Annotated in this window: 28 protein-coding genes and 2 pseudogenes; 19 read left to right on the top strand and 11 right to left on the bottom strand. The window is 38.7% G+C overall.

Features of this window, described 5'->3' with window-relative positions; genetic code table 11:
- The first annotated feature begins 607 nt into the window (after positions 1–607).
- Complete coding sequence (locus RG959_RS21435) at positions 608–775, top strand: hypothetical protein (RefSeq protein ID WP_342798857.1); 168 nt, start codon at positions 608–610, stop codon at positions 773–775.
- A 161-nt stretch (positions 776–936) separates the two neighbouring features.
- Here the strand turns inward: RG959_RS21435 and RG959_RS25240 are convergent, their stop codons facing one another.
- The 4 genes from RG959_RS25240 to RG959_RS21415 form a co-directional block, all read right to left on the bottom strand.
- The gene (locus RG959_RS25240) at positions 937–1026 is read right to left on the bottom strand and encodes an excalibur calcium-binding domain-containing protein (protein WP_369335195.1); all 90 of its coding nucleotides are present in this window, start codon (positions 1024–1026) and stop codon (positions 937–939) included.
- A gap of 443 nt (positions 1027–1469) precedes the next feature.
- Positions 1470–1988: a tellurite resistance TerB family protein gene (locus RG959_RS21425; RefSeq protein WP_342798855.1), complete on the bottom strand. Its 519-nt coding sequence runs from the start codon at positions 1986–1988 to the stop codon at positions 1470–1472.
- 79 nt (positions 1989–2067) lie between these two features.
- Positions 2068–2220: a hypothetical protein gene (locus tag RG959_RS21420; protein ID WP_342798854.1), complete on the bottom strand. Its 153-nt coding sequence runs from the start codon at positions 2218–2220 to the stop codon at positions 2068–2070.
- A 40-nt stretch (positions 2221–2260) separates the two neighbouring features.
- Positions 2261–2776, bottom strand: a complete 516-nt coding sequence (locus RG959_RS21415) for an excalibur calcium-binding domain-containing protein (protein ID WP_342798853.1) — start codon at positions 2774–2776, stop codon at positions 2261–2263.
- Between the two features lie 27 nt (positions 2777–2803).
- Here RG959_RS21415 and RG959_RS21410 point away from each other — a divergent pair.
- Positions 2804–3070: pseudogene (locus RG959_RS21410) on the top strand (HU family DNA-binding protein); the annotation flags it as partial.
- Positions 3071–3476: 406 nt separating this feature from the next.
- Here RG959_RS21410 and RG959_RS21405 read toward each other — a convergent pair.
- On the bottom strand, positions 3477–3821 hold the full coding sequence (locus tag RG959_RS21405) for an HNH endonuclease (protein ID WP_342798852.1): 345 nt from the start codon (positions 3819–3821) through the stop codon (positions 3477–3479).
- Positions 3822–4014: 193 nt separating this feature from the next.
- On the opposite strand from RG959_RS21405, the gene RG959_RS21400 reads away from it, so the two are divergent.
- From RG959_RS21400 to RG959_RS21370, 7 genes are all read left to right on the top strand, one after another.
- Complete coding sequence (locus RG959_RS21400) at positions 4015–4185, top strand: hypothetical protein (protein ID WP_342798851.1); 171 nt, start codon at positions 4015–4017, stop codon at positions 4183–4185.
- 168 nt (positions 4186–4353) lie between these two features.
- Positions 4354–5241, top strand: coding sequence for a hypothetical protein (locus RG959_RS21395; RefSeq protein WP_342798850.1), 888 nt, complete (start codon positions 4354–4356; stop codon positions 5239–5241).
- The gene (locus RG959_RS21390; RefSeq protein WP_342798849.1) at positions 5242–5508 is read left to right on the top strand and encodes a replicative helicase loader/inhibitor; all 267 of its coding nucleotides are present in this window, start codon (positions 5242–5244) and stop codon (positions 5506–5508) included.
- Positions 5505–6836, top strand: coding sequence for a replicative DNA helicase (gene dnaB / locus RG959_RS21385; protein WP_342798859.1), 1332 nt, complete (start codon positions 5505–5507; stop codon positions 6834–6836). Before RG959_RS21390 ends, dnaB begins: the two co-directional genes overlap by 4 nt.
- Positions 6823–6999, top strand: coding sequence for a hypothetical protein (locus tag RG959_RS21380; protein ID WP_342798848.1), 177 nt, complete (start codon positions 6823–6825; stop codon positions 6997–6999). Before dnaB ends, RG959_RS21380 begins: the two co-directional genes overlap by 14 nt.
- A complete protein-coding gene (locus RG959_RS21375) occupies positions 6996–7217 on the top strand; it encodes a hypothetical protein (RefSeq protein WP_342798847.1) in 222 nt (73 codons plus the stop codon). The genes RG959_RS21380 and RG959_RS21375 overlap by 4 nt, the downstream gene beginning before the upstream one ends.
- A 74-nt stretch (positions 7218–7291) precedes the next feature.
- The gene (locus RG959_RS21370; RefSeq protein ID WP_342798846.1) at positions 7292–7714 is read left to right on the top strand and encodes a RusA family crossover junction endodeoxyribonuclease; all 423 of its coding nucleotides are present in this window, start codon (positions 7292–7294) and stop codon (positions 7712–7714) included.
- A 129-nt stretch (positions 7715–7843) separates the two neighbouring features.
- Here the strand turns inward: RG959_RS21370 and RG959_RS21365 are convergent, their stop codons facing one another.
- Positions 7844–8044 carry a hypothetical protein gene (locus tag RG959_RS21365; RefSeq protein ID WP_342798845.1) on the bottom strand — a complete coding sequence of 67 codons (201 nt, stop codon included), beginning with the start codon at positions 8042–8044 and terminating at the stop codon, positions 7844–7846.
- A gap of 657 nt (positions 8045–8701) precedes the next feature.
- Here RG959_RS21365 and RG959_RS21360 point away from each other — a divergent pair.
- Complete coding sequence (locus RG959_RS21360) at positions 8702–9013, top strand: IDEAL domain-containing protein (RefSeq protein ID WP_342798844.1); 312 nt, start codon at positions 8702–8704, stop codon at positions 9011–9013.
- A gap of 878 nt (positions 9014–9891) precedes the next feature.
- Here the strand turns inward: RG959_RS21360 and RG959_RS21355 are convergent.
- From RG959_RS21355 to RG959_RS21345, 3 genes are all read right to left on the bottom strand, one after another.
- Positions 9892–10017: a YjcZ family sporulation protein gene (locus RG959_RS21355; protein WP_342798843.1), complete on the bottom strand. Its 126-nt coding sequence runs from the start codon at positions 10015–10017 to the stop codon at positions 9892–9894.
- 145 nt (positions 10018–10162) lie between these two features.
- Entirely contained in the window at positions 10163–10348 is a 186-nt protein-coding gene (locus RG959_RS21350; RefSeq protein WP_342798842.1) for an aspartyl-phosphate phosphatase Spo0E family protein, read from the bottom strand.
- 116 nt (positions 10349–10464) lie between these two features.
- Positions 10465–10632, bottom strand: coding sequence for an aspartyl-phosphate phosphatase Spo0E family protein (locus RG959_RS21345; protein ID WP_309087278.1), 168 nt, complete (start codon positions 10630–10632; stop codon positions 10465–10467).
- A gap of 181 nt (positions 10633–10813) precedes the next feature.
- Here RG959_RS21345 and RG959_RS21340 point away from each other — a divergent pair, with 181 nt between their 5' ends.
- The 7 genes and pseudogenes from RG959_RS21340 to RG959_RS21310 all read left to right on the top strand — a co-directional run bounded on the left by RG959_RS21340 (position 10814) and on the right by RG959_RS21310 (position 15499).
- Positions 10814–10993: an XtrA/YqaO family protein gene (locus RG959_RS21340; RefSeq protein WP_342798841.1), complete on the top strand. Its 180-nt coding sequence runs from the start codon at positions 10814–10816 to the stop codon at positions 10991–10993.
- A gap of 162 nt (positions 10994–11155) precedes the next feature.
- Positions 11156–12211, top strand: coding sequence for a RelA/SpoT domain-containing protein (locus RG959_RS21335; RefSeq protein WP_342798840.1), 1056 nt, complete (start codon positions 11156–11158; stop codon positions 12209–12211).
- 102 nt (positions 12212–12313) lie between these two features.
- Positions 12314–12610 carry a hypothetical protein gene (locus RG959_RS21330; RefSeq protein WP_342798839.1) on the top strand — a complete coding sequence of 99 codons (297 nt, stop codon included), beginning with the start codon at positions 12314–12316 and terminating at the stop codon, positions 12608–12610.
- 15 nt (positions 12611–12625) lie between these two features.
- Entirely contained in the window at positions 12626–12805 is a 180-nt protein-coding gene (locus RG959_RS21325) for a sigma factor-like helix-turn-helix DNA-binding protein (RefSeq protein ID WP_342798838.1), read from the top strand.
- A gap of 186 nt (positions 12806–12991) precedes the next feature.
- Positions 12992–13491: pseudogene (locus tag RG959_RS25235) on the top strand (MCP four helix bundle domain-containing protein); the annotation flags it as partial.
- 21 nt (positions 13492–13512) lie between these two features.
- Positions 13513–14715 carry a methyl-accepting chemotaxis protein gene (locus RG959_RS21315; protein WP_369335196.1) on the top strand — a complete coding sequence of 401 codons (1203 nt, stop codon included), beginning with the start codon at positions 13513–13515 and terminating at the stop codon, positions 14713–14715.
- A 241-nt stretch (positions 14716–14956) separates the two neighbouring features.
- Complete coding sequence (locus tag RG959_RS21310; RefSeq protein ID WP_342798836.1) at positions 14957–15499, top strand: BA5345 family protein; 543 nt, start codon at positions 14957–14959, stop codon at positions 15497–15499.
- Positions 15500–15570: 71 nt separating this feature from the next.
- Here the strand turns inward: RG959_RS21310 and RG959_RS25655 are convergent, their stop codons facing one another.
- Positions 15571–15657, bottom strand: coding sequence for a DUF8096 family protein (locus RG959_RS25655; RefSeq protein WP_483298914.1), 87 nt, complete (start codon positions 15655–15657; stop codon positions 15571–15573).
- A 130-nt stretch (positions 15658–15787) separates the two neighbouring features.
- Between RG959_RS25655 and RG959_RS21305 the strand changes: the two genes are divergently transcribed.
- Positions 15788–16828 (top strand): S-layer homology domain-containing protein, encoded by a 1041-nt coding sequence (locus tag RG959_RS21305; protein ID WP_342798835.1) that lies wholly within the window; start codon positions 15788–15790, stop codon positions 16826–16828.
- 137 nt (positions 16829–16965) lie between these two features.
- Here the strand turns inward: RG959_RS21305 and RG959_RS21300 are convergent, their stop codons facing one another.
- A complete protein-coding gene (locus tag RG959_RS21300) occupies positions 16966–17136 on the bottom strand; it encodes a DUF8096 family protein (RefSeq protein ID WP_342798834.1) in 171 nt (56 codons plus the stop codon).
- 109 nt (positions 17137–17245) lie between these two features.
- Here RG959_RS21300 and RG959_RS21295 point away from each other — a divergent pair, with 109 nt between their 5' ends.
- The gene (locus RG959_RS21295; protein WP_342798833.1) at positions 17246–18004 is read left to right on the top strand and encodes a DUF5677 domain-containing protein; all 759 of its coding nucleotides are present in this window, start codon (positions 17246–17248) and stop codon (positions 18002–18004) included.
- Positions 18005–18067: the final 63 nt, after the last annotated feature.

The raw sequence follows: 18067 nt of genomic DNA, 5'->3' as shown, positions 1-18067 counted from the left end.
GTTAGAGCTCCTCATCTGTTTTAGGTCAAGTGTACGTGACCTTAATTTTTCTGTCCAGATAAGTGTAGACGCTCCAATCATCTCTTTTGCCACATCAGTATATGCTGGCGCTTCAGTTGCAAAGGTCTGCGTCCCTTGAAATTAAAAGCTTAGAGCAAGAAGTCCGGCAAAAAAGCCTTTAATTTGCTTCATAAATCTCCTCTCCATTCATTGATATACATCAAAAAAACCATTAATAACAAAAAAAACCTAATTTTTCCTCACGAGTTCCATCATAGCATACAATTTATGGGTATATTTAACTTTTTTAAAAGTGTTAAATTGATGATTATATAAGTAAAAAGTATTTTTAGTGAAAGGATATAATTGGTTCATTTGTTACTATTCTTGCAGCTGGACAAAAAGGGAAGGAAATTCAGTTTGCTTTTTAGGATTAGATTTTAGAACTAAATCTTTTTTATACTTAAATGCAATCTTTGCAAATTTTTTAGTCAGTACTCTTTTTCCTTTTGCTTATAACTTAAATTGTGGATAATCTCCCAAGCAAATCTATCATTCTTTCATATTCTATTAGTGTAAGGCAATAAAAATGAAAGGGGGATATGACATGGCGTGCTTTGACTGCAAAGATCACGACCGGGACCGGAGAAGTCGGCGTGAACGGATGAAAGATGAGCTTGAACGGATGGAAGATGATCTTCGAGATATGAAAGAAGATCTTCGAGAGATGAAAAAGAAGATGAAAAAGATGGAAAAAGAATTTTGTGACAGATAAATATAAAATGCATTTTAAAAAGCTATAGAGCTACTTTCACTAATGAAGCAACCTGCACGGGTTGCTCTTTTTTATTCAATTAAATTTTATGTGAAAATAAAATACTGACAGTTGGACAATAAAAAACTCCCTCCAATCAGGAGAGAGTAATATATACATTCTTATTCGCAGGCAGCTCCGTCGCCATCACGGTCTAAGTGATCTCCGAAGTACGGATCGGAGCTGCACCAGCGGCTCTTACTGCAGAGCAATTTTCATAAAATACACTGTCTGCCGCTGGTTCTTCCTCTTCGACTACTGGTAACAAGTCTTCTTCAACTACAGGTGCTTCTACAAGAGGCTCCTCTTCAACAGGTTCTGTTGGTTCAGGAGTTTCTTCTTCAATAGGCTCAGACTCTTGTTCCAATTCAACCACAGGTTCTTCTTCGGTTACAACCGGTTCTTCCTGTATTTCAGAAATAGTTTCTGTCTTATTCTCAAATCCGAATATTGCAGAACATGCTCCAAATATTAAGCCGAAAACAAGAAGAAGACCAAGGCAGCCAAGACACCCAAAACAGCCGCCCGCTTTTTTATTTTTTCCATTCTTGTTTTTAACCATTTTTGATACCCTCTTTAAAAAATTTATGTACTAAGCAGTTAGTGACATGAAAATGCCGCACCCATAAAAGAATAGACGCGGTCCGAAAGAAATTTATTTTTCCACAGTTAATTCTACTTCAAAGCCTGGCTTGTTCTTCGCATGATTTTGATCAAGGAAGACAGCACGATCATTCTTCAAAACAATAACTTCAAAGAAAGGTGTAAAGCGCTCTTCGGAAATTCCGAATGAAGAAAGAAACTTTCCGAACATTTCTTGCTCTTCACGCTCTGCTTCACCATCTGATAAAGAAGAATCTACTAGGTTAACTAAGATACACATTTTTTGTGCATCTGTTAATACAGGAGCTGCTTCATTCAAAAATTGATCAATTGAATTTTTGCGAACATATTTAATAGCTTTTTCCATTAAATCGTCGTTGTTGCCACCTACAATAACTTTACCACCTTTGTTTTTACCTCCAAGAACTGCAAGTAATTGACCGATTTCTTCATTGTCATACCCACCGTCTGAACCCATCATGTAAAGTAAGGAAGGAGCAAAAGCAAAATGGGGATTCATACCGTTATCATTTTTAACAGAATCACCTTTAAACATATCGAACAAACCCATGTAAAACCCTCCTTGAAATATAATTGTATGATAAACCTCAGAAGAGGCTGCATCTAAATCTAATCATGGGAGAAGAACCTTATCTTTCACACACAATTCCGCCTTTATACGACTTGTTAAGCTCTGTGCAGTTTTTAAATGATTTAGCTGCTGCACCTGTAGAGGACGGGGCTACAGCTGATACTCCAAAAGCTAAAGTGGCAGAAAGAACGGTTGCGGATATACGTTTCATGTTTTATAACTCCTTTATAGTTAGTTTAAATTGATTTGATTTAATATTCACACCCAACACCATCTCCACCACGGTCCAGGTGAGGGCCGTAGCCCGGGTCACCAGCGTATACAGGAGCGGCACCAGCTACTTGTGCTGCAGAACAGTTATCATAAAATTCATAGGTAGCAGAAGGTTCAGGTGAAGCCACAATTTCTGTTTCATCAAATGATACTGATGCTGAACTGCTGGCATTAGCAGTTATAGTACTGTTTAAGCTCGCAACTTCCTCAGTAAGGCTGTCTCGTTCAGCAGTAACAATTTCATTTTCTTGAGTTAAGCGAGACACTTCTTCTTCCAGCGTAGCAACTTTACTGTTTAAAGAATCTTTTTCAGATACAGCTGCTGTTTTCGCTTTTTCAAGCTCCTCGTTTAAAATAAGTAAAATTGTTTCTATCTTGTTAGACTCTTCCTTGTGGGGTGCTACTTTCTCTATGTTAAAATACAAAGGGAATTCTTTATATAGAGGCTTCTTGGTAAACGTAATCTGTATTGAAATAACGAAAGATAAAACCATTAAAAAGTCGTTAGGGGATATTAAATGATGAATAAAAGTGATTTGATTAGTGTTGTTTCTGAAAAAGGGGATCTGTCAAATACAAAAAGCGCGAAGATGGTTGATACACTGTTAAATATCATTGTGTCTAAATTAAGCCAAGGTGAAAAAGTGCAACTACCTGGCTTTGGAACATTCGAGGTAAAGTCAAAAGCTGAGAGAACAGGACGCAACCCACAAACAGGTGAAGAAATAAAAATTCCAGCAGCCAAAGTTCCTTCATTTACACCAGGAAAGGTACTTAAGTCTGTGGTTAACCAAAAATCACTCATCGATGAGTTTCTAAAAGAAAAGAAAATCAATGAAAAAGAAGCAGAGTTTTTGACCTACATAATAGAGAAAATAAAAGAAGACAAGGAAATCTTCCTCCAAGTGGAGTATAAAGATATTGCTAAAGATCTTGGGATGGCTTATGAAGATGTAGAGAAGGTGGGTAAACGCCTCATTCAAAAAAGCATCTTAGATACAATGGTGTATTATGGTGATACTGACAGTGTTTATTTACGCTCCAACTGGAGAAAATACCTTTAAAACAAAGTCGTCTAGTTTTAAAATTTATAAAAGAAAAAATGAATGAGAGGAGCTCTGCTAGTGCACTAGCAGAGCTTTTTTAGTTGGATTCTTTAGAATATGACTAGGAACTTGCTCAGGCAATTCACACTTAGTTGTTCGCTTCGATGATCTCTCTCAGTTCCTCAATTGTTAGCCAAGGCTTTCTTCGATGTATCATACTATGGCAATTTGAACAAAGAAGAGCTATATCCTCAGGTTTAGTTTCTTGCCCATTTTCATCAGCTGCTTTGGATAGAAAAGTTTTGTGGTGGCCTTCTATAAAGCCTTTACCTCTCTCACCGTATTTTTGCTCAAAATCAAAACCGCGTGTTTCACAAATGATTTTATTACCTTTAGATTTAGCGAGCTTAATTGCTCGTTTAATTACACCTGGCTCTCTCCCGTACATAGTGAGTTCGCAAAACACGTTTACCTTCTGTAAAAGATTCATCATCCTCAGAAATTTCTTCTCCGGACTTAGGGATATAGGATTCCTTTAGAGGCTTTCTTTGAAGAACAAAATACTCACCGTCATTACTATCCCTTAAGATTTGTTGGTAAAGAAACTCTCCTATGCACCAAAGTCTATCGAATTTCAGAAGACTGTTGAAGCTGATTCAACCATTAAGAAAGATATTGCACCTGATATGAGTGAAGTAATCGATGTGCAGCCAGAGCTCATTGAGCTGGAGGAAGAACAGCAAGAAACACCAGCTCAGCAATCAACGGCAAAAGAAACCAAGAAGCCATCAGTAAAAGATATCGACTTTGACACAATTGATATTGCAGAAGAAGACCTTCCATTTGGTAAGCAGTAATGGAACTCAAAATGGCTATACCGGATGTTATCCGGCAGATGAGCAAAGACAACAACGAGTATATCCGATGGGTGAGGAGCTACTTCAAGTCCTCCCATCCCCATCTGGAGCTAGTAAGAATTGAAAAGCAGGCCGTACTAAAGAAAAAGTAATGAAAAGGTGGTGAACATGTACATGCAGGGCTGGGTTAAACTTCATAGGAAAATACTCGACAACGAACTGTGGTACGACTTTTCAACGTTTCGTTTGTTTACTCTCCTGCTCCTCAAAGCTGCACATAAAGACGGCACTAAGGTAGGAGGACAGGTTCTTAAACAAGGGCAGTACATCCGTTCATATCGGATGCTGGCACATGATCTTTCTTACAAGGAAGGAAGAGGTGTCAAACAGTACTCAACGAGCACTATAAAGAGGTGTTCTGCTAAATTGATTGAAAACGGAATGGTCACGGTAGACGAAACGGAACTAGGAACACTGTTCACCATCGTCAATTACGCGTCATATCAGCATTTACAGGGTGATGAAGAAGAAACCCAGAACGGAAGTCAGAACGTTAACAGAACGAATCCAGAACGAAGTCCGAACAATAACAAGAATGTAAGAATTAAAGAATTAGCAGCAGTAGCTAAAGGCGATGAAGATTTCGCTCCTCAAAACCAAAGTGACGGGACGCCTGAAACCGGAAATAAAATATCACAGGATATAGAGGCACGGAAACAACAAATCGCTAACTGCTTTATTGCTGTACGGAATATGGGCTTTTACTTAAAGACAGAAGAAGAGAATTCAATCGAGCGCGTTGCTGAGTTAGATATCTCGATCGACAAACTGCAGGGATGGATTCAAGACATTGTGCAAACTCAAAATCAAAAGAGTCCTCACAACATAGTAAAAAGCTTCCGGTACTGCGAGCCCATTATCCTGGAACGTTTCCACAAAAAGAAGAACCGCAACGTTGTTCAATGTGGAAGTAAGCCAAGGAAACAGGAAGAAACACTGGAAGAACGTTTTGCCCGACTCGAACGAGAAGGCAAATTGAATTTTGGGGGCGATTAAATGGACAAGCAGCAGGTGTTTAAAATATTGCACACAATTAACACGGCATATTCCCGTTTTGAAGTAACAGACGACCGAGTAATCTTATGGTCCGAAATGCTACAGGAAATGGATTTCGATAAAGTCAATGCTCGCTTAAGGCAGCATATTAAAGACAATAAATTCCCGCCATCCATCGCGGAAATATCAGTCTATGAGCGGCCAAAGAATGGACACTTGGAGAAGGTAAAGCAATGGGAACGTGAAGGAGCGGAACGGCAAACATAAACCAAAGCCATTTAATCCATACAAGCAGTGATCCGTACCAGACAGCAGAAGTAGAAAACACGGTTTTAGGCTCCATTTTTCTCGAACCGGATCTTGCCTACGAAACGAATTTAACGATTGAGCACTTTACCCGGGCAGCCAACCGAAGCATCTTTGAGGCTATTAAAAAGCTAGCTGAACAAAACGTGCCGGTGGATGTAATGACGGTTACTCAGCAGCTGGTTGAAGATGGTCAGATCGAAAATGTCGGCGGCACAAGTTATTTATCTGACTTGGCCGGATCCGTTCCAACGACCGCAAACTTTGCTTATTACCAGGCGATGCTGATCGATCAGTACAAAAAGCGATTAATGAGCCGGGCTGCATCAGATTACTTAGCGAATCCGACTGAAGAAACAGCGGAAAAGATGTACAGCACCTTTATCAAAGCTCAGAAGATGGGACAGAAACAAAGTCAGACAAAGGTGGAAGTCCTTAGCGAAATCTTTGATGAGATCTATGAGGATGCCGGTGAAATGACGGGTATATCAAGCGGACTAGCAGAGCTCGATCGGATGACTGGCGGCTGGCAGAAAAGTGACTTGATTATCATTGCCGGCCGGCCATCGATGGGGAAAACAGCATACGCTTTAAGCTTGGCAGGGGCCTGCTGTGAACAAGATGGAGTAGCAGATATTTTCTCGCTTGAGATGCCGAAAAAGCAGCTGATCAAACGTTTCTTGTCCAGCATCGGAAACATAGAGGGTTCCAAGTGGCGTAATCCATTCAAGATGTTTACGGAGGAGGACAAGAAAAGAGCACGGCACGCGATGAATGAATATAACAAATGGACCATTGAGATCCATGACAATCCTCGCCAGACAGTGGCCGATATAAGAGCGGCCGTCCGCAAAACAAAGCGAGAGTATCCTGGCAAGAAGCATATTGTTGTGATTGATTACCTGCAGCTGATCACACCAATTGGCAAGTTTGAACGGCATGATTTGGCCATCGGATATATTACTCGAGAACTCAAGCAAATGGCACGCCAGTTTGATGTACCTGTTATGCTTCTCAGCCAGTTAAGCCGGGCGGTAGAACAACGCCAGGATAAGAGGCCAATGATGTCCGATCTTCGTGATTCCGGATCCATTGAGCAGGATGCTGATATCGTATCTTTCTTGTACCGCGATGATTATTACAACAAGGAAAGTGAAGCTAAGAACGTAGTGGAAGTCATTTTAGCCAAACAGCGGAACGGCCCAATCGGTACTGTAGAACTCTCTTTTGTTAAGGAATACAGCAAATTTGTAGATCTTGAAAGGAGCTGGAGCCATGAGCCGGCATGAAGTGTACGAAATGCTGAAAGAACATCATAAGAAAACAGGGTGTGTAATGACTCCTGTACAACTGATTGTAGCTGCTGGAGAAGAAACAGAGCCCGCTGCTATCATCGATGCTGTTCATGTGTTCAGTAGGTATTTAGATCAACAAAGGAGGAAAACAGCGTGACACCAATTCAAGGCTATGAGTATTTAACAGACGCTGAACGCAGGCTATTCATTCGGGCCCATCAAAAGCACTTATCGTCTTTAACAAGCAAAGAACGTGAGCAGTATGGGCTTGGAAACGTTGCTGAAGTGAAGTCTAATCCACAGCAAGCTGCAATTGATGTCAGGTTCCTAAATGGAGAACAGCGACAATTTACAGCAAAAGGAACCCGGTATTAATCAACAACCTAACATTTTAAAACATAATTAACAATGTGCAAATTTCAATATCTGAAGTCAAAGGAAGTGATTAAGTGATTCAATTTACGGTTTATGGTGAGCCGGTTGCTCAGGGCCGTCCTCGTGCCGGGAAAGACTGGAGCGGAAACACGGTTCTGTACGATCCGGCTAAATCAAGAAACTTTAAGGAGTACGTAAAGGTGGTGGCCGCACAACACCGACCTGATAAGCTGCTAGAAGGGCCGCTGCAGGTCACGGTGAAAGTATACAAGCCTGTGCTTAAGAGGTTCAGCAAGAAGAAGCTGGCTGAAGCAGAAGCAGGAACGTTGCGGCCCGTAACAAAGCCTGACGTGGACAATTACGTGAAAGGCATTAAGGACGCGCTAAATAAAGTGATATGGAATGATGACAGCCAGGTAGTCGATCTGACTGTCTCCAAGTTTTATAGCGAATCGCCACGCGTAGAAGTGTTGGTTGAAGAGTTGCATCAGTGCTAATCAGCAGTTGACCGAAACTGTAAAGTTGTTATTTTGATGAAACCAATCATTCAACTTTAAAACATACGGAAGAAGCAGGTTTATTATGGTTTCACATTGATAAGAAAGCAAAAAAAAGAGCCTAAAGGCTTATGCGACTACTTCTGTCATGTTAGAATCTTCAATCAAGGCTTTTGCTTGTGCTGAAGATAGCCCTTGTTCCTTTTGTAGCCAACCTTGCAGATCAAGATGGAGTACTTCAAACTGATTGATTTGGCCTGGTCTGTTTTGTCCACTTATGCTGAGTAGGTATTCTTTATGCAACTCTAGATAGATGTTTGCTGAGTTCATATAAAGCCCTCCCTTTCACAACTATATACCCGTTTTGACAGTGATTAATCAAAAAAGAAGAGAAAATCAGAAAGTTTTTTACAAACCGAAAACCGATCTTACTAAACAGTACGTACCAAAAATTGAATAAAAGGGGTGGCAGCCTTGAGAGTTTTCAGAGAGAGTAGATTATTTTTGATGTTGATGGTGAGCCAACTTCCCAGGATTTCTGACTTCGAAGAAAGCTTCTATAGAAGGGGATCGGGCAGGAAGCAGCGGTAATAAAATATAAAAAGGGAAGTGGAGGCGGAAGCATTGACCTTAAGCTTAAAGAAACAGGAGTGAAAATTTGCAAGGTGAAACAGTAGAAACTTGAGGTGCATTGCTAGATGAAAAAAGTAACTATTCCAACCAAGAATAATTACTTCAAAAATTCCTAAATATGGGCAAAAAGGTATCTGGGTAAATTTAGTATGCGTAGTAATGATGAAGAAAGTGAAATGCAACTTGCTGAATAGGGAATTTTCATATATTATTCACGTCCCACTTTTTTCAGATAAGACAGATATAATAGAGTCCAAAAATTTTGCGTGTATTGTAGGAGAATCCATGGTTTATCGCCTTTTTCCTCCCTAATATGGCTCGTATTTTTGCTTATTAAAAAAGGGGGAAACAGCCTTGGAGATCGGAGATTGGAAAAAAGCCAAAATTGGGGAGGTTACAGTCATCGGATACGTCAGTCGAATTGATTTTTACGAAAATCAAATTGAGATAGCGATAGTGGGCAGAATCAAAAACGGCATAATGAAATGGGGAACTCCAACAAGGTTGCTATTTAGGGAGCATCGTCTAGAACCCCTTGGCACACTGCTGGATGATATTCAGGATAAAACAACGCTCATTGATCTAGCGCTTATGACGAAGGACAAGGAATGGTTTGAAGAATTGACGAGAGGAATAAAAAAAGGCTTATCGCGGAGCAGTAATTGAATACCAATGGACGCCGGAGGAAGTAAAGCCTTATTGTGCTGCTAAGTTCGAGTCGAAACGGCTAGCCTATATACGTGAGGCAGAGGAACAAGTAGGCACCAGATTTTCACAACGCAAAAGGCTATTAATTCAAATGGAAATCTTAGCAGGGTACAATAAATTCGTTTTATGGAGAAAGGTATTACAGATGAACACATCCTTGCTCGGTAACAGGATTTAACGACGGAACGCTTGGAAATGATGAAGAAACCATGAGGATTTGCATAAAAAAATCTCGGGGTACGTCCGGGTTTAGAAGCGGCATAGCTAACTGAGGTGCCTGCTTGGAGTTAAACACTGATAAAGTGTATTTCACCATAAGAAAAAATATACGTAATAGAAATTAAAAACAAAAAAGCAGCCAGGTAGCGGCCTGACTGTAGACGAAGTTACGATTTATTGGAGTTGGAGTTGGGATTGGGTTGTAACAGTACCATTATGACCTATTAAAAGAAATTTTATACAAAAAAGCCAAGGAGGTTCTCAAACTCCAAGGCCATCAAGAACGTTAATCTATCGCAAGGGAATTAACGTCTCGATAATGATCATTTCCCTCATCAATGGAAAATATACAAAAAAAACAGCCAGGCGAGGGGAGCCTGACTGAAGAACAACACGTTTGTATGAGTTGGATTTAGAATTAACAGTACCATTATGGACCTTCAAAAGAAATTTTATGCAAAGAATAAAACAGCCAGGTAAGAACCTGACTGCAGAAATGGTTTCGATCTTGATGAATTTAAATTTTATTAATTCGAAACATTACCATTGTAAACCAATAAAAGGTATTTTATACAAAAATAAAAAGGACTGTATCTACTTAATACAGTCAACTTTACTTAACAGTATCCTCCACCACTATATTCGCTTTTTACAAAAGAGGCCCCAATAATGATTAGAAGAATAAACAAAACAACAATTAGTGCAAAACCAGATCCGTATCCACCATTGTTTTCACAGCTCACGATTATCACCTCCCACTTTTACATAGTATGGGAAAGTTCAAGTGAAGCTTGGATGAATGACCTTATAAATGTAAAAAAGTTCTACATGGGAGATTGCATAAAAAACAGCCAGAAAAGCTCTGTCTGCGTGATTTGGCATGTAAGGTTATGTATAACAAGGAGTTTTTCGATTATGAAGCTGAACATGGAGAATCAATTTATTTAACTCTTCACTCTGATCTAATGCTTCTTTGCTAGAAATTCCGTGTAACTGAATGGCAACGTTCAATAATTCACGATTCTTTTCTATTTCTAGAATTAAATAATTGATTCCATCTTTTTCTTTTTCCATACTTTTATTTCTCTCTTTCTATTTTGCTAAGGTATATATACCCATATGAAAGAGAAAGAAACTATTGGTTTGAAATTAAATAAAAAAAGCCGCAACTTATCCGGCTTTAAATTGAATCATCTATTTTGAAATTGATATTGAAGTATAAGCTCATCTAACTGTTCACTGTAACGCAACGTTTCCTGGCTACCAAGGCCATATTGCTGTCCAGCTGTAATCATTAGATGGCGAAGGTTATTAATACGAGCAAGTAAGTCACAAAAAGCGCCTTGGGTATAATTCATGACGTTCCTCCTAAGTTCATAGTAACCATCTTTAGGGATATTATAGAATATTTATATATAAAAGGGAATAACTATTTGTCGAAAAATGTATTTTTTATCAAAAGAAAAAGCCGAGAACAAGTCCCCGGCCTTTAAAATATTACTCGCACTTTTATTTTAACAGACTCGGGGCTTTTCATCTATGAAAGACATTATAATTGATCCTTCCACAATGAAGTTGGAATTGGATATAATGGAAATAACAGGTACATGTGTTTTGGTGGTTTGTGACGGAAAAGTTAAGGTCAGAGAGCTGCCAACACATAGGGAATATAAGATCGTCACTCACCAGGGTAAAGTGAAGCGGATGAGGCGGGAATAGGGAGAAGAATTTTGATTATGTAAAATATAAAATTTTACCAAATCTAAAATAAACTCGAAAAGCGCCTGTAACTACTTAAAGTTAATATAAGAATTTTTAAATAAGTATTATAAAATTACACATGTTATGGGTCAGGAAAAATATAGATTTGAGGGAATATAAATGACTATCCAATTAGAAAAAAATGCGTTTTTTAAAAAATATAACATTGATCAAACTGCCTTCCAACAAGCTTCGATTAACTGGGGTGTACTCTCGTCTATATACGAGGATCATTTGAGAAATATTCCTGTCTTAGAGGAAGTCTCTAGAACTATTGCAGATATTTTAAGGGAGCATCCAGATGTTCACACTGTTAGATCAAGAATTAAAAGTTCTGAACACTTGCTAGAAAAAATAATAAGAAAAATAATTCGGAAACAGGAAACAGAAAACGAGTATCAAATCACATTAAATAATTATAAACAAGAAGTAACAGATTTAATCGGTATACGCGTTCTTCATTTATACAAGGATCAAGCTTTTCAAATTGATCATCTTATTCGAGAAACGTGGGAGTTAGAGGGAACTCCAACTAAATACGAAAGAAAGGGCGATTTAAGAGATAAAAAATTAGAGAATGACGCTGAAAGCTTTGGTTATAAAGAGCATCCGGCAGGCTATCGTTCATGGCATTATATAATAAGAACACAAGTAAAAGAAACGAAAAATATAGCTGAAATTCAAGTGAGAACAATTTTTGAAGAAGGCTGGAGTGAAATAGATCACCAGCTGCGCTATCCATATGAGTTAGATAATGAATTATTGAATAACCAGCTTCTAGTTCTAAACCGAATAGCTGGTAGTGCTGATGAATTAGTGAGTTCTATACGTGAGACAAAAATTAATCTAAAAGCTCTTCAAGAAAATAAAAAAGAACAAGATAAGCTTATTGAAGAATTTAAACAAGAGATAAGAGGGCTTTCTAAAAATAAAGAAATTCAGGAAGGGACTATTAAATCTCTTGAAAAGAAAGTAGCTCAACTTGAAGAAGCGCAGAAGAAGTCTTACATGAAGCTATCTACAGGTAGTGCAGGACTGTATCTATCTTCAAAAGATTATGAATGGTTACCTAATACCGATTTATACAGTCTAAAAGACTCGATGGGATCAGTAACTCCAAAAATAAGTTATAGTAATGGCATTATAAATACTCAAGTAGATAAGAAAGGTGAATAAAGGTTCTCTCAGCCATCTGAAGGACACTGAACAGATACGAAAATTCGTATGCTGTTTGGTGTCCTTTTTTATTTGCCTAATAACAAGAAATGGGGAATGAAAATGCGGACACTTATTTATGAATACAAACAATCATTAAGAGCGCTAAAGGAAATGAAGGCAGTTATAGAAGCCAAACCAGAATTGTCAGAGCAGGATATCCAGGATAAGACGCTCATTAACAGCATGATCAGTGAAGTGGAGTTTGCGATTCAATGGATGGTGTCCGGACGGAATCCTGACGCAAGGCGCGGGGCAGATCGGACAGGGGCTTACACGCTGGATCCTAAGCTAATTGAGGCAGTTGTACCGAATCGAGTAGAGGTTAAGGAACGAAAGCTGACAGCGGATGAGCAATGACTGCTGGATGATGTAATGGGAGATCTAACTCAGAGAGAGAAGGACGTGTTTACTTTAGTGAAAGCGGAAGGGTTAACGTTTGAGTATGCAGCAGAATTGCTAGGTCTTACTAAATCATCTGTTCAGACGTATTTAGAACGAGCAGAGCGGAAAATTGAAGGTCGGAAGAACGATAGTCTTTTTCTTGTTTCATGAAAAAATCTGTCTTTCTTTAAAAGAAAAAGTTTATTGATTGAGAGGACACGAAAACAAGTTTATTAATTTTATTAAACTTTTTGGGATTTTGTCGATAACTTTATGGGTATTACCATAGTCAATTTGTTATGGCTCAGGAATGTTATGACAAGCCTAAAGGATTGATGATAAATATAATAAAATGAGGTGTCTATCTTGAGGTGGTTCTACAATTTGGGAATATCGGTAAAGCTAGTTTCGGCGTTTATCGTAATAGCCATTACCGTTGGGTTAGTTGGAATCTATGGGTTAATCAACTTAGGGAAAGTGAATGAGCAGCTTGATTTTATGTACGAAGAGCGGGTTGTTCCAATTAGTGATATAGGGAGTGCTGAAACAGATTACCAAAGTATTCGAGTAAACATCCGAGATATGGTATTTGTAGCGAAAACGCCTGAGGAAAAGAAAAATTCGAAGATAACATTAAAGAAATCCAAGCAGGAATTAATGGAAAAATTGAAAAATATGAGAATGCGCGTGTAATAGATTCGGAACAACAGTTACTTGATCAATTGTATCCTGCATTAGAAGAGTACTACAGCTATTTAGATGAAGCAAAAAAGTATGCCTACGCGAATGATACCGAAGCTTACCTTAAATTAGCACCCGAGTTTAAAGCAGCAGGTGATGAAGTACAAGCTACTCTCAGGGAGTTAGTTGAATTGAATATGGAGCTTGGGCAAGAATCGAATGCAGAAGCAAATACATTAGAAAAATCTGCCCATACCATAACAATAGCGGTCATTATTTTTGCGGTGCTCTTTAGTGTAGGGTTTGGCTATCTCCTCGCTCGAATGATTTCTAAACCATTAAATAACGTGGTGTCTTTAGTAGAAAATGTGTCGAAGGGTGATTTAACGGAAACTACCGACGTTGATACAAAGGACGAGATTGGTCTATTGGCGAAGTCAGTCAATAATATGATATTGAGTTTGAGAAAAACAGTAGAAAGTATCTCAGTATCGGCTGAAAATGTGGCTGCGTCCTCACAAGAAATATCTGCCACAACAGAAGAAATTGCAAGCAGTGCTTCTAGCCAAGCAAATGATGCCCAAACGATCACTGATTTATTTCGGGACATTGCTTCACGTTCAGAAAGCCAGGCTGGAGACGCACAATCTATGAAAGAACGGTTCAAAGAATTAAATGATGCGATTGATTCAATTGCAAAAAGCGCCGAAGAGACGGCTAATCTTTCTGATGGAATGCTGAGGGTGTCAAAAGAAGCCGGGCAGGTGGTCCAATCCTCTATGGAAGGTATGAACAAGGTAAGTGAACAAATGACGATTTTAGAAGCAGACGCGAATAAAATCGGAAGTATTATTAATGTGATTAATGACATTGCCAATCAAACGAACCTTCTGGCATTAAATGCAGCAATAGAAGCAGCACGTGCAGGAGAGCAGGGAAAAGGGTTTGCAGTAGTGGCTGATGAAGTCCGGAAGCTGGCTGAACAAAGCAGCAGTGCAACCAAAGAGATCGCGGATATCATCCATGGGATCCAAAGCAATACGAAGCAAACGGTGAAATACGTGAATGATGGGGTAGACGCGACGAATGAGACGGAGAAGGCATTCGCGTATATCTCTGAGATGGTAAATGAAGCTGCAGGAAAAGTGAATGAGATTGCGGCCGCCAGTGAACAGCAGTCTGCACAGTCAGATGAAGTCATGCACTCGATTGAAAGTATAGCGTCTGCGAGTGAACAGCAGTCCGCTCAAATAGGTGCAGTCATGACGTCAATTGAAAGTATTGCGGGGGCAAGCGAAGAAGCGGCAACAGCAAGTGAAGAAACAGCGGCAACTTCTCAATCCCTTGCAAATCTTGCAGAAGAGCTGAATCATTCTGTTTCTATTTTTAAAGTTAAATAATCCTGCTGGTCTTATCAGATTGTGATGAATGAAAAGTCGCAAAGCCCCATACTCTTTTAGAGTTGGGGCTTTTATGCTAAGGACAACTCGCTTTCGGGATCTTTGTTTATTTCAGGCATGAAAAAATGGCAGCCTTTTTCTTGTTTCGTGAGAAAGGTTTTTTCTATTCTATCAAGCTATCAAGAAGGAATAATATTCTTTTAATAGAATATAAATACATAAAGAGAGGAAGTATAATAGGATGAATTTTGACACGAAGCACTTGATCCGATGGGGAATTCCAGGATGGGTTTATTTAATTACGATTATATTCTATGTGTTTTTTGACAGTCCTAATTATATATCAGACCTTAAAGGAAAAGAGGGTCTGTCATTAATAGGTTTAGGGGCTATTTTGGCTGGTTTGGGAGTTCCAGTCGGCTACTTAATTCATCAGGTAAGCATGTTTTTTGGTTTCATTATATGGACGCCAAATAAAAATAAATTTTTTAAAGAAGAGTATGAATTAGATAGGATTATCTTTGACTCTGAAGGTAAAGGCGAGAAAATAAGAGAGCGTTACAGACATCTTTTATCAAGAGTACATGAATTAAGAGCTCTTAAAACTAGTCATGCTTTATCGATAATTACTGTAGCTTCTTTAGCTTTGTTTTATTCCGATGTTGTTAATACCCCTTGCATTATTATTTTAATCGCAAGCATTATTATGTTTATCATTGTTCATTTCAATCAAAAACATTTCGATAAAAACCTAGACTTTTTCAAAAGGCAGATTAAAGGATAAAATCCCTTTGCGTTGTCGTACAAATATCGTATATATGAGAAAGAAAAAATAAACCCTGCCAGTTAGCGGGGTTATATTATTTTCTTCATACCACAGCTCCGGCACTCAAGAAGGAAGACCATGTTTTTGATTAAGCTTTTGAAATAGGCATCGCGCAGTTGTTACAACGGCCGCTTTTGATACGATAGGTTTTTTCTTGTTTTATAATTAATCTCCTTTTCTTTCTGTTATACTGTATGACATATCAATTAATGAGAAAATTTGTAAGGTCAGAGGGGGGGAATACTAATGAAAAAGGTAACTCGTATTATAGCTACAGCAACACTTGTAGGAGCGGTCCTTGTTTCCACTAACCCATCAGCAGAAGCGGCAAGCTTTGATCCGGTTTTAGCTCAGCCTACAAGTACGTTTCCTTTCACGGACGTTCCCGTAGAAAGCAAGGAAATGGTTTCGGCCCTTTATCAAAACAAATTTTTAAATGGGATCAGTGCTGATCAATTTGGATGGAATTTGACGATCAAGCGTGTGGATGCTGCGATGATCGCTGCACGTGGGATGGGCTTTTGGAAAGAGCACCGCTCTATGTCAAAGGAAAGTTTGACCTTTAAAGACATTCCAGATCGCGCTAAAGACTCTATAACCTACCTCCAACTTTCCGGAATAGTAAATGGAAAAACAGAAACCTTTTTTGGATCTAACGATATGATCACAAGGGGAGAGGCAGCTATTATTCTCTCAAGAGCGTATAGGGATGTGCTATTATCACCTGCCGAGCCAGTGCATCATTTTACAGACGCAACAGGACGGTACGCAGAGGCCATTAACAAACTGGCGGCTACGGGCATTACGCTTGGAAAAACGCCTAATCAGTTCGGTACCAATGATCTGATAACACGTGGAGAATTTGCGATAATGGTAGCCCGGCTGAGTGATCCGGCTTTATCTCCGTCTTCCTATGGTGACCTGCCTTCTTCACAAGGTGGATTAACCATGAAAGCGGAAAAGGAAAGCTATAGTTTGTCGTCTGATACAAAAGTAAGCATAGAAATTGTTAATAATGCGGATTTCAGTTATTCTTCCAGCCGCGGATACACATTAGAAAAGAAACAAGGAGAAAAGTGGCTGCAGATAAAATATGTCTCTGATCTAGCGTTTCCAGGGGATATGCCTAGAATAGAGGCTGGTGAGACCCAAAAAGAAATTTTGGGGTTTGGCCTCTTTAAAACAATAATCATGCCTGGAGAGTATAGGGTTAGGCATATATTTCTTCCTTCACTGAATGGGGAGGAGAATGCATCAGTAGCGGCATACTTCACAATTACTGAATAAGTTTTCAGTTTCTAAGATTATTTACAAATATCCCAAAAAGAAGGGAGCACTCACTAATGCTAGTGGGTGCTTTTTCTTGTCATACAGATCAACTATATATGAGAGAGTAAAATAAACCCTGACGTGCTTTGGCAGGGCTAAACAATCTTCTTCATGCCGCACTTACGGCACTCTCGAAGGAATATCATATTTTTAATAGAGCTTTTAGATTGGGCGTTGTCGCAGTTATGGCAACGTCCAATTTTAATATCCGGGTACTCACGTATGTTATAGGTGATGCTTAAATCGATTTCTTGCTTTGTTTCCATGCTGCACACTCCTTTGAAGTTACTTGAACATAATAGCAGATTTTATGTCGAGTGAAGGGCAGGAAAATAAAGGTTCTTGTTGAAAGGTTTTTTAGAGGGGAGTGATAAGGTGAGCAATGTTGATGAGTTAATTTCGTTTAATAATAGAATTACTGATCTATTTGAAAGTATGGAGAAACAAGATGGATTCCGTTCATCAGAAGGATGGTTGAACGGGATAATGTACGATCTTTATTCGAAAACAAAAAGAGCTTTTCAAACAAGCAACGTTATACTGAATTCGGATATACCAAATAATTATATTGAAGTGTTGCCGCAATTAAGAATAATATTGGAATCATATCTTCATAGTAATTATATTAGGCTAAATAAGAGCGATGGAGATAGAGTGGAGCAAGAGTATAAGGACCATCTTGCGTACCAACAATGGAGACTTGGGAGAACCCTGAATGAACTGAAAGAAGAGTCGCCGAAAGAAATAGATGATTATGATGAGTATATTCAGTCTTTCTTTGAAGGTAAGCCTAAAAGAAATAGAGTTCAGCATCTTGAAAGCATAAAGGATTTATCTAAAATAATACATCAATTTGAACTATACGCGGAAGTGTATACAATGTTAAGCGGCTATGTTCATTATAATCCGCAGACTAGACACTCTTATGGAGTGGCTAAAGATAATGAGACATTTAGTTACAGTAAATTCGAATATAACGAAGCGCTAGATATTCGTATCAGAAAATATATTTTAGATTTTACAATAAGTGTCATAAGAAACATGACAGTTTATTTTGAGTTGAAAGAATTCATGCGAGGTGATTTTTTCAAAGTGGATAATGACTGGCGTTTCATAGTAAGTCGAGTCGTATAAATAGGCATCCTCTAAGGGTGCTATTTTTTATGTCCAAATACACAAAGCGATTAGCGTAAGGAG

Source organism: Domibacillus sp. 8LH (assembly GCF_038806185.1).
Lineage (GTDB): Bacteria > Bacillota > Bacilli > Bacillales > Domibacillaceae > Domibacillus > Domibacillus indicus_A.
This window is presented reverse-complemented; position numbering and strand designations above follow the sequence as displayed.

What these genes read in the sequence shown, in the direction of transcription:
- RG959_RS21435 (WP_342798857.1), top strand. Translation starts at nt 608, where the DNA reads ATGGCGTGCTTTGACTGCAAAGATCACGACCGGGACCGGAGAAGTCGG.
- RG959_RS21425 (WP_342798855.1), bottom strand. Translation starts at nt 1,988, where the DNA reads ATGGGTTTGTTCGATATGTTTAAAGGTGATTCTGTTAAAAATGATAAC.
- RG959_RS21420 (WP_342798854.1), bottom strand. Translation starts at nt 2,220, where the DNA reads ATGAAACGTATATCCGCAACCGTTCTTTCTGCCACTTTAGCTTTTGGA.
- RG959_RS21415 (WP_342798853.1), bottom strand. Translation starts at nt 2,776, where the DNA reads ATGGTTTTATCTTTCGTTATTTCAATACAGATTACGTTTACCAAGAAG.
- RG959_RS21405 (WP_342798852.1), bottom strand. Translation starts at nt 3,821, where the DNA reads ATGATGAATCTTTTACAGAAGGTAAACGTGTTTTGCGAACTCACTATG.
- RG959_RS21400 (WP_342798851.1), top strand. Translation starts at nt 4,015, where the DNA reads ATGAGTGAAGTAATCGATGTGCAGCCAGAGCTCATTGAGCTGGAGGAA.
- RG959_RS21395 (WP_342798850.1), top strand. Translation starts at nt 4,354, where the DNA reads ATGTACATGCAGGGCTGGGTTAAACTTCATAGGAAAATACTCGACAAC.
- RG959_RS21390 (WP_342798849.1), top strand. Translation starts at nt 5,242, where the DNA reads ATGGACAAGCAGCAGGTGTTTAAAATATTGCACACAATTAACACGGCA.
- RG959_RS21380 (WP_342798848.1), top strand. Translation starts at nt 6,823, where the DNA reads ATGAGCCGGCATGAAGTGTACGAAATGCTGAAAGAACATCATAAGAAA.
- RG959_RS21365 (WP_342798845.1), bottom strand. Translation starts at nt 8,044, where the DNA reads ATGAACTCAGCAAACATCTATCTAGAGTTGCATAAAGAATACCTACTC.
- RG959_RS21350 (WP_342798842.1), bottom strand. Translation starts at nt 10,348, where the DNA reads ATGGAAAAAGAAAAAGATGGAATCAATTATTTAATTCTAGAAATAGAA.
- RG959_RS21345 (WP_309087278.1), bottom strand. Translation starts at nt 10,632, where the DNA reads ATGAATTATACCCAAGGCGCTTTTTGTGACTTACTTGCTCGTATTAAT.
- RG959_RS21340 (WP_342798841.1), top strand. Translation starts at nt 10,814, where the DNA reads ATGAAAGACATTATAATTGATCCTTCCACAATGAAGTTGGAATTGGAT.
- RG959_RS21335 (WP_342798840.1), top strand. Translation starts at nt 11,156, where the DNA reads ATGACTATCCAATTAGAAAAAAATGCGTTTTTTAAAAAATATAACATT.
- RG959_RS21330 (WP_342798839.1), top strand. Translation starts at nt 12,314, where the DNA reads ATGCGGACACTTATTTATGAATACAAACAATCATTAAGAGCGCTAAAG.
- RG959_RS21325 (WP_342798838.1), top strand. Translation starts at nt 12,626, where the DNA reads ATGGGAGATCTAACTCAGAGAGAGAAGGACGTGTTTACTTTAGTGAAA.
- RG959_RS21315 (WP_369335196.1), top strand. Translation starts at nt 13,513, where the DNA reads ATGGAGCTTGGGCAAGAATCGAATGCAGAAGCAAATACATTAGAAAAA.
- RG959_RS21310 (WP_342798836.1), top strand. Translation starts at nt 14,957, where the DNA reads ATGAATTTTGACACGAAGCACTTGATCCGATGGGGAATTCCAGGATGG.
- RG959_RS21305 (WP_342798835.1), top strand. Translation starts at nt 15,788, where the DNA reads ATGAAAAAGGTAACTCGTATTATAGCTACAGCAACACTTGTAGGAGCG.
- RG959_RS21300 (WP_342798834.1), bottom strand. Translation starts at nt 17,136, where the DNA reads ATGGAAACAAAGCAAGAAATCGATTTAAGCATCACCTATAACATACGT.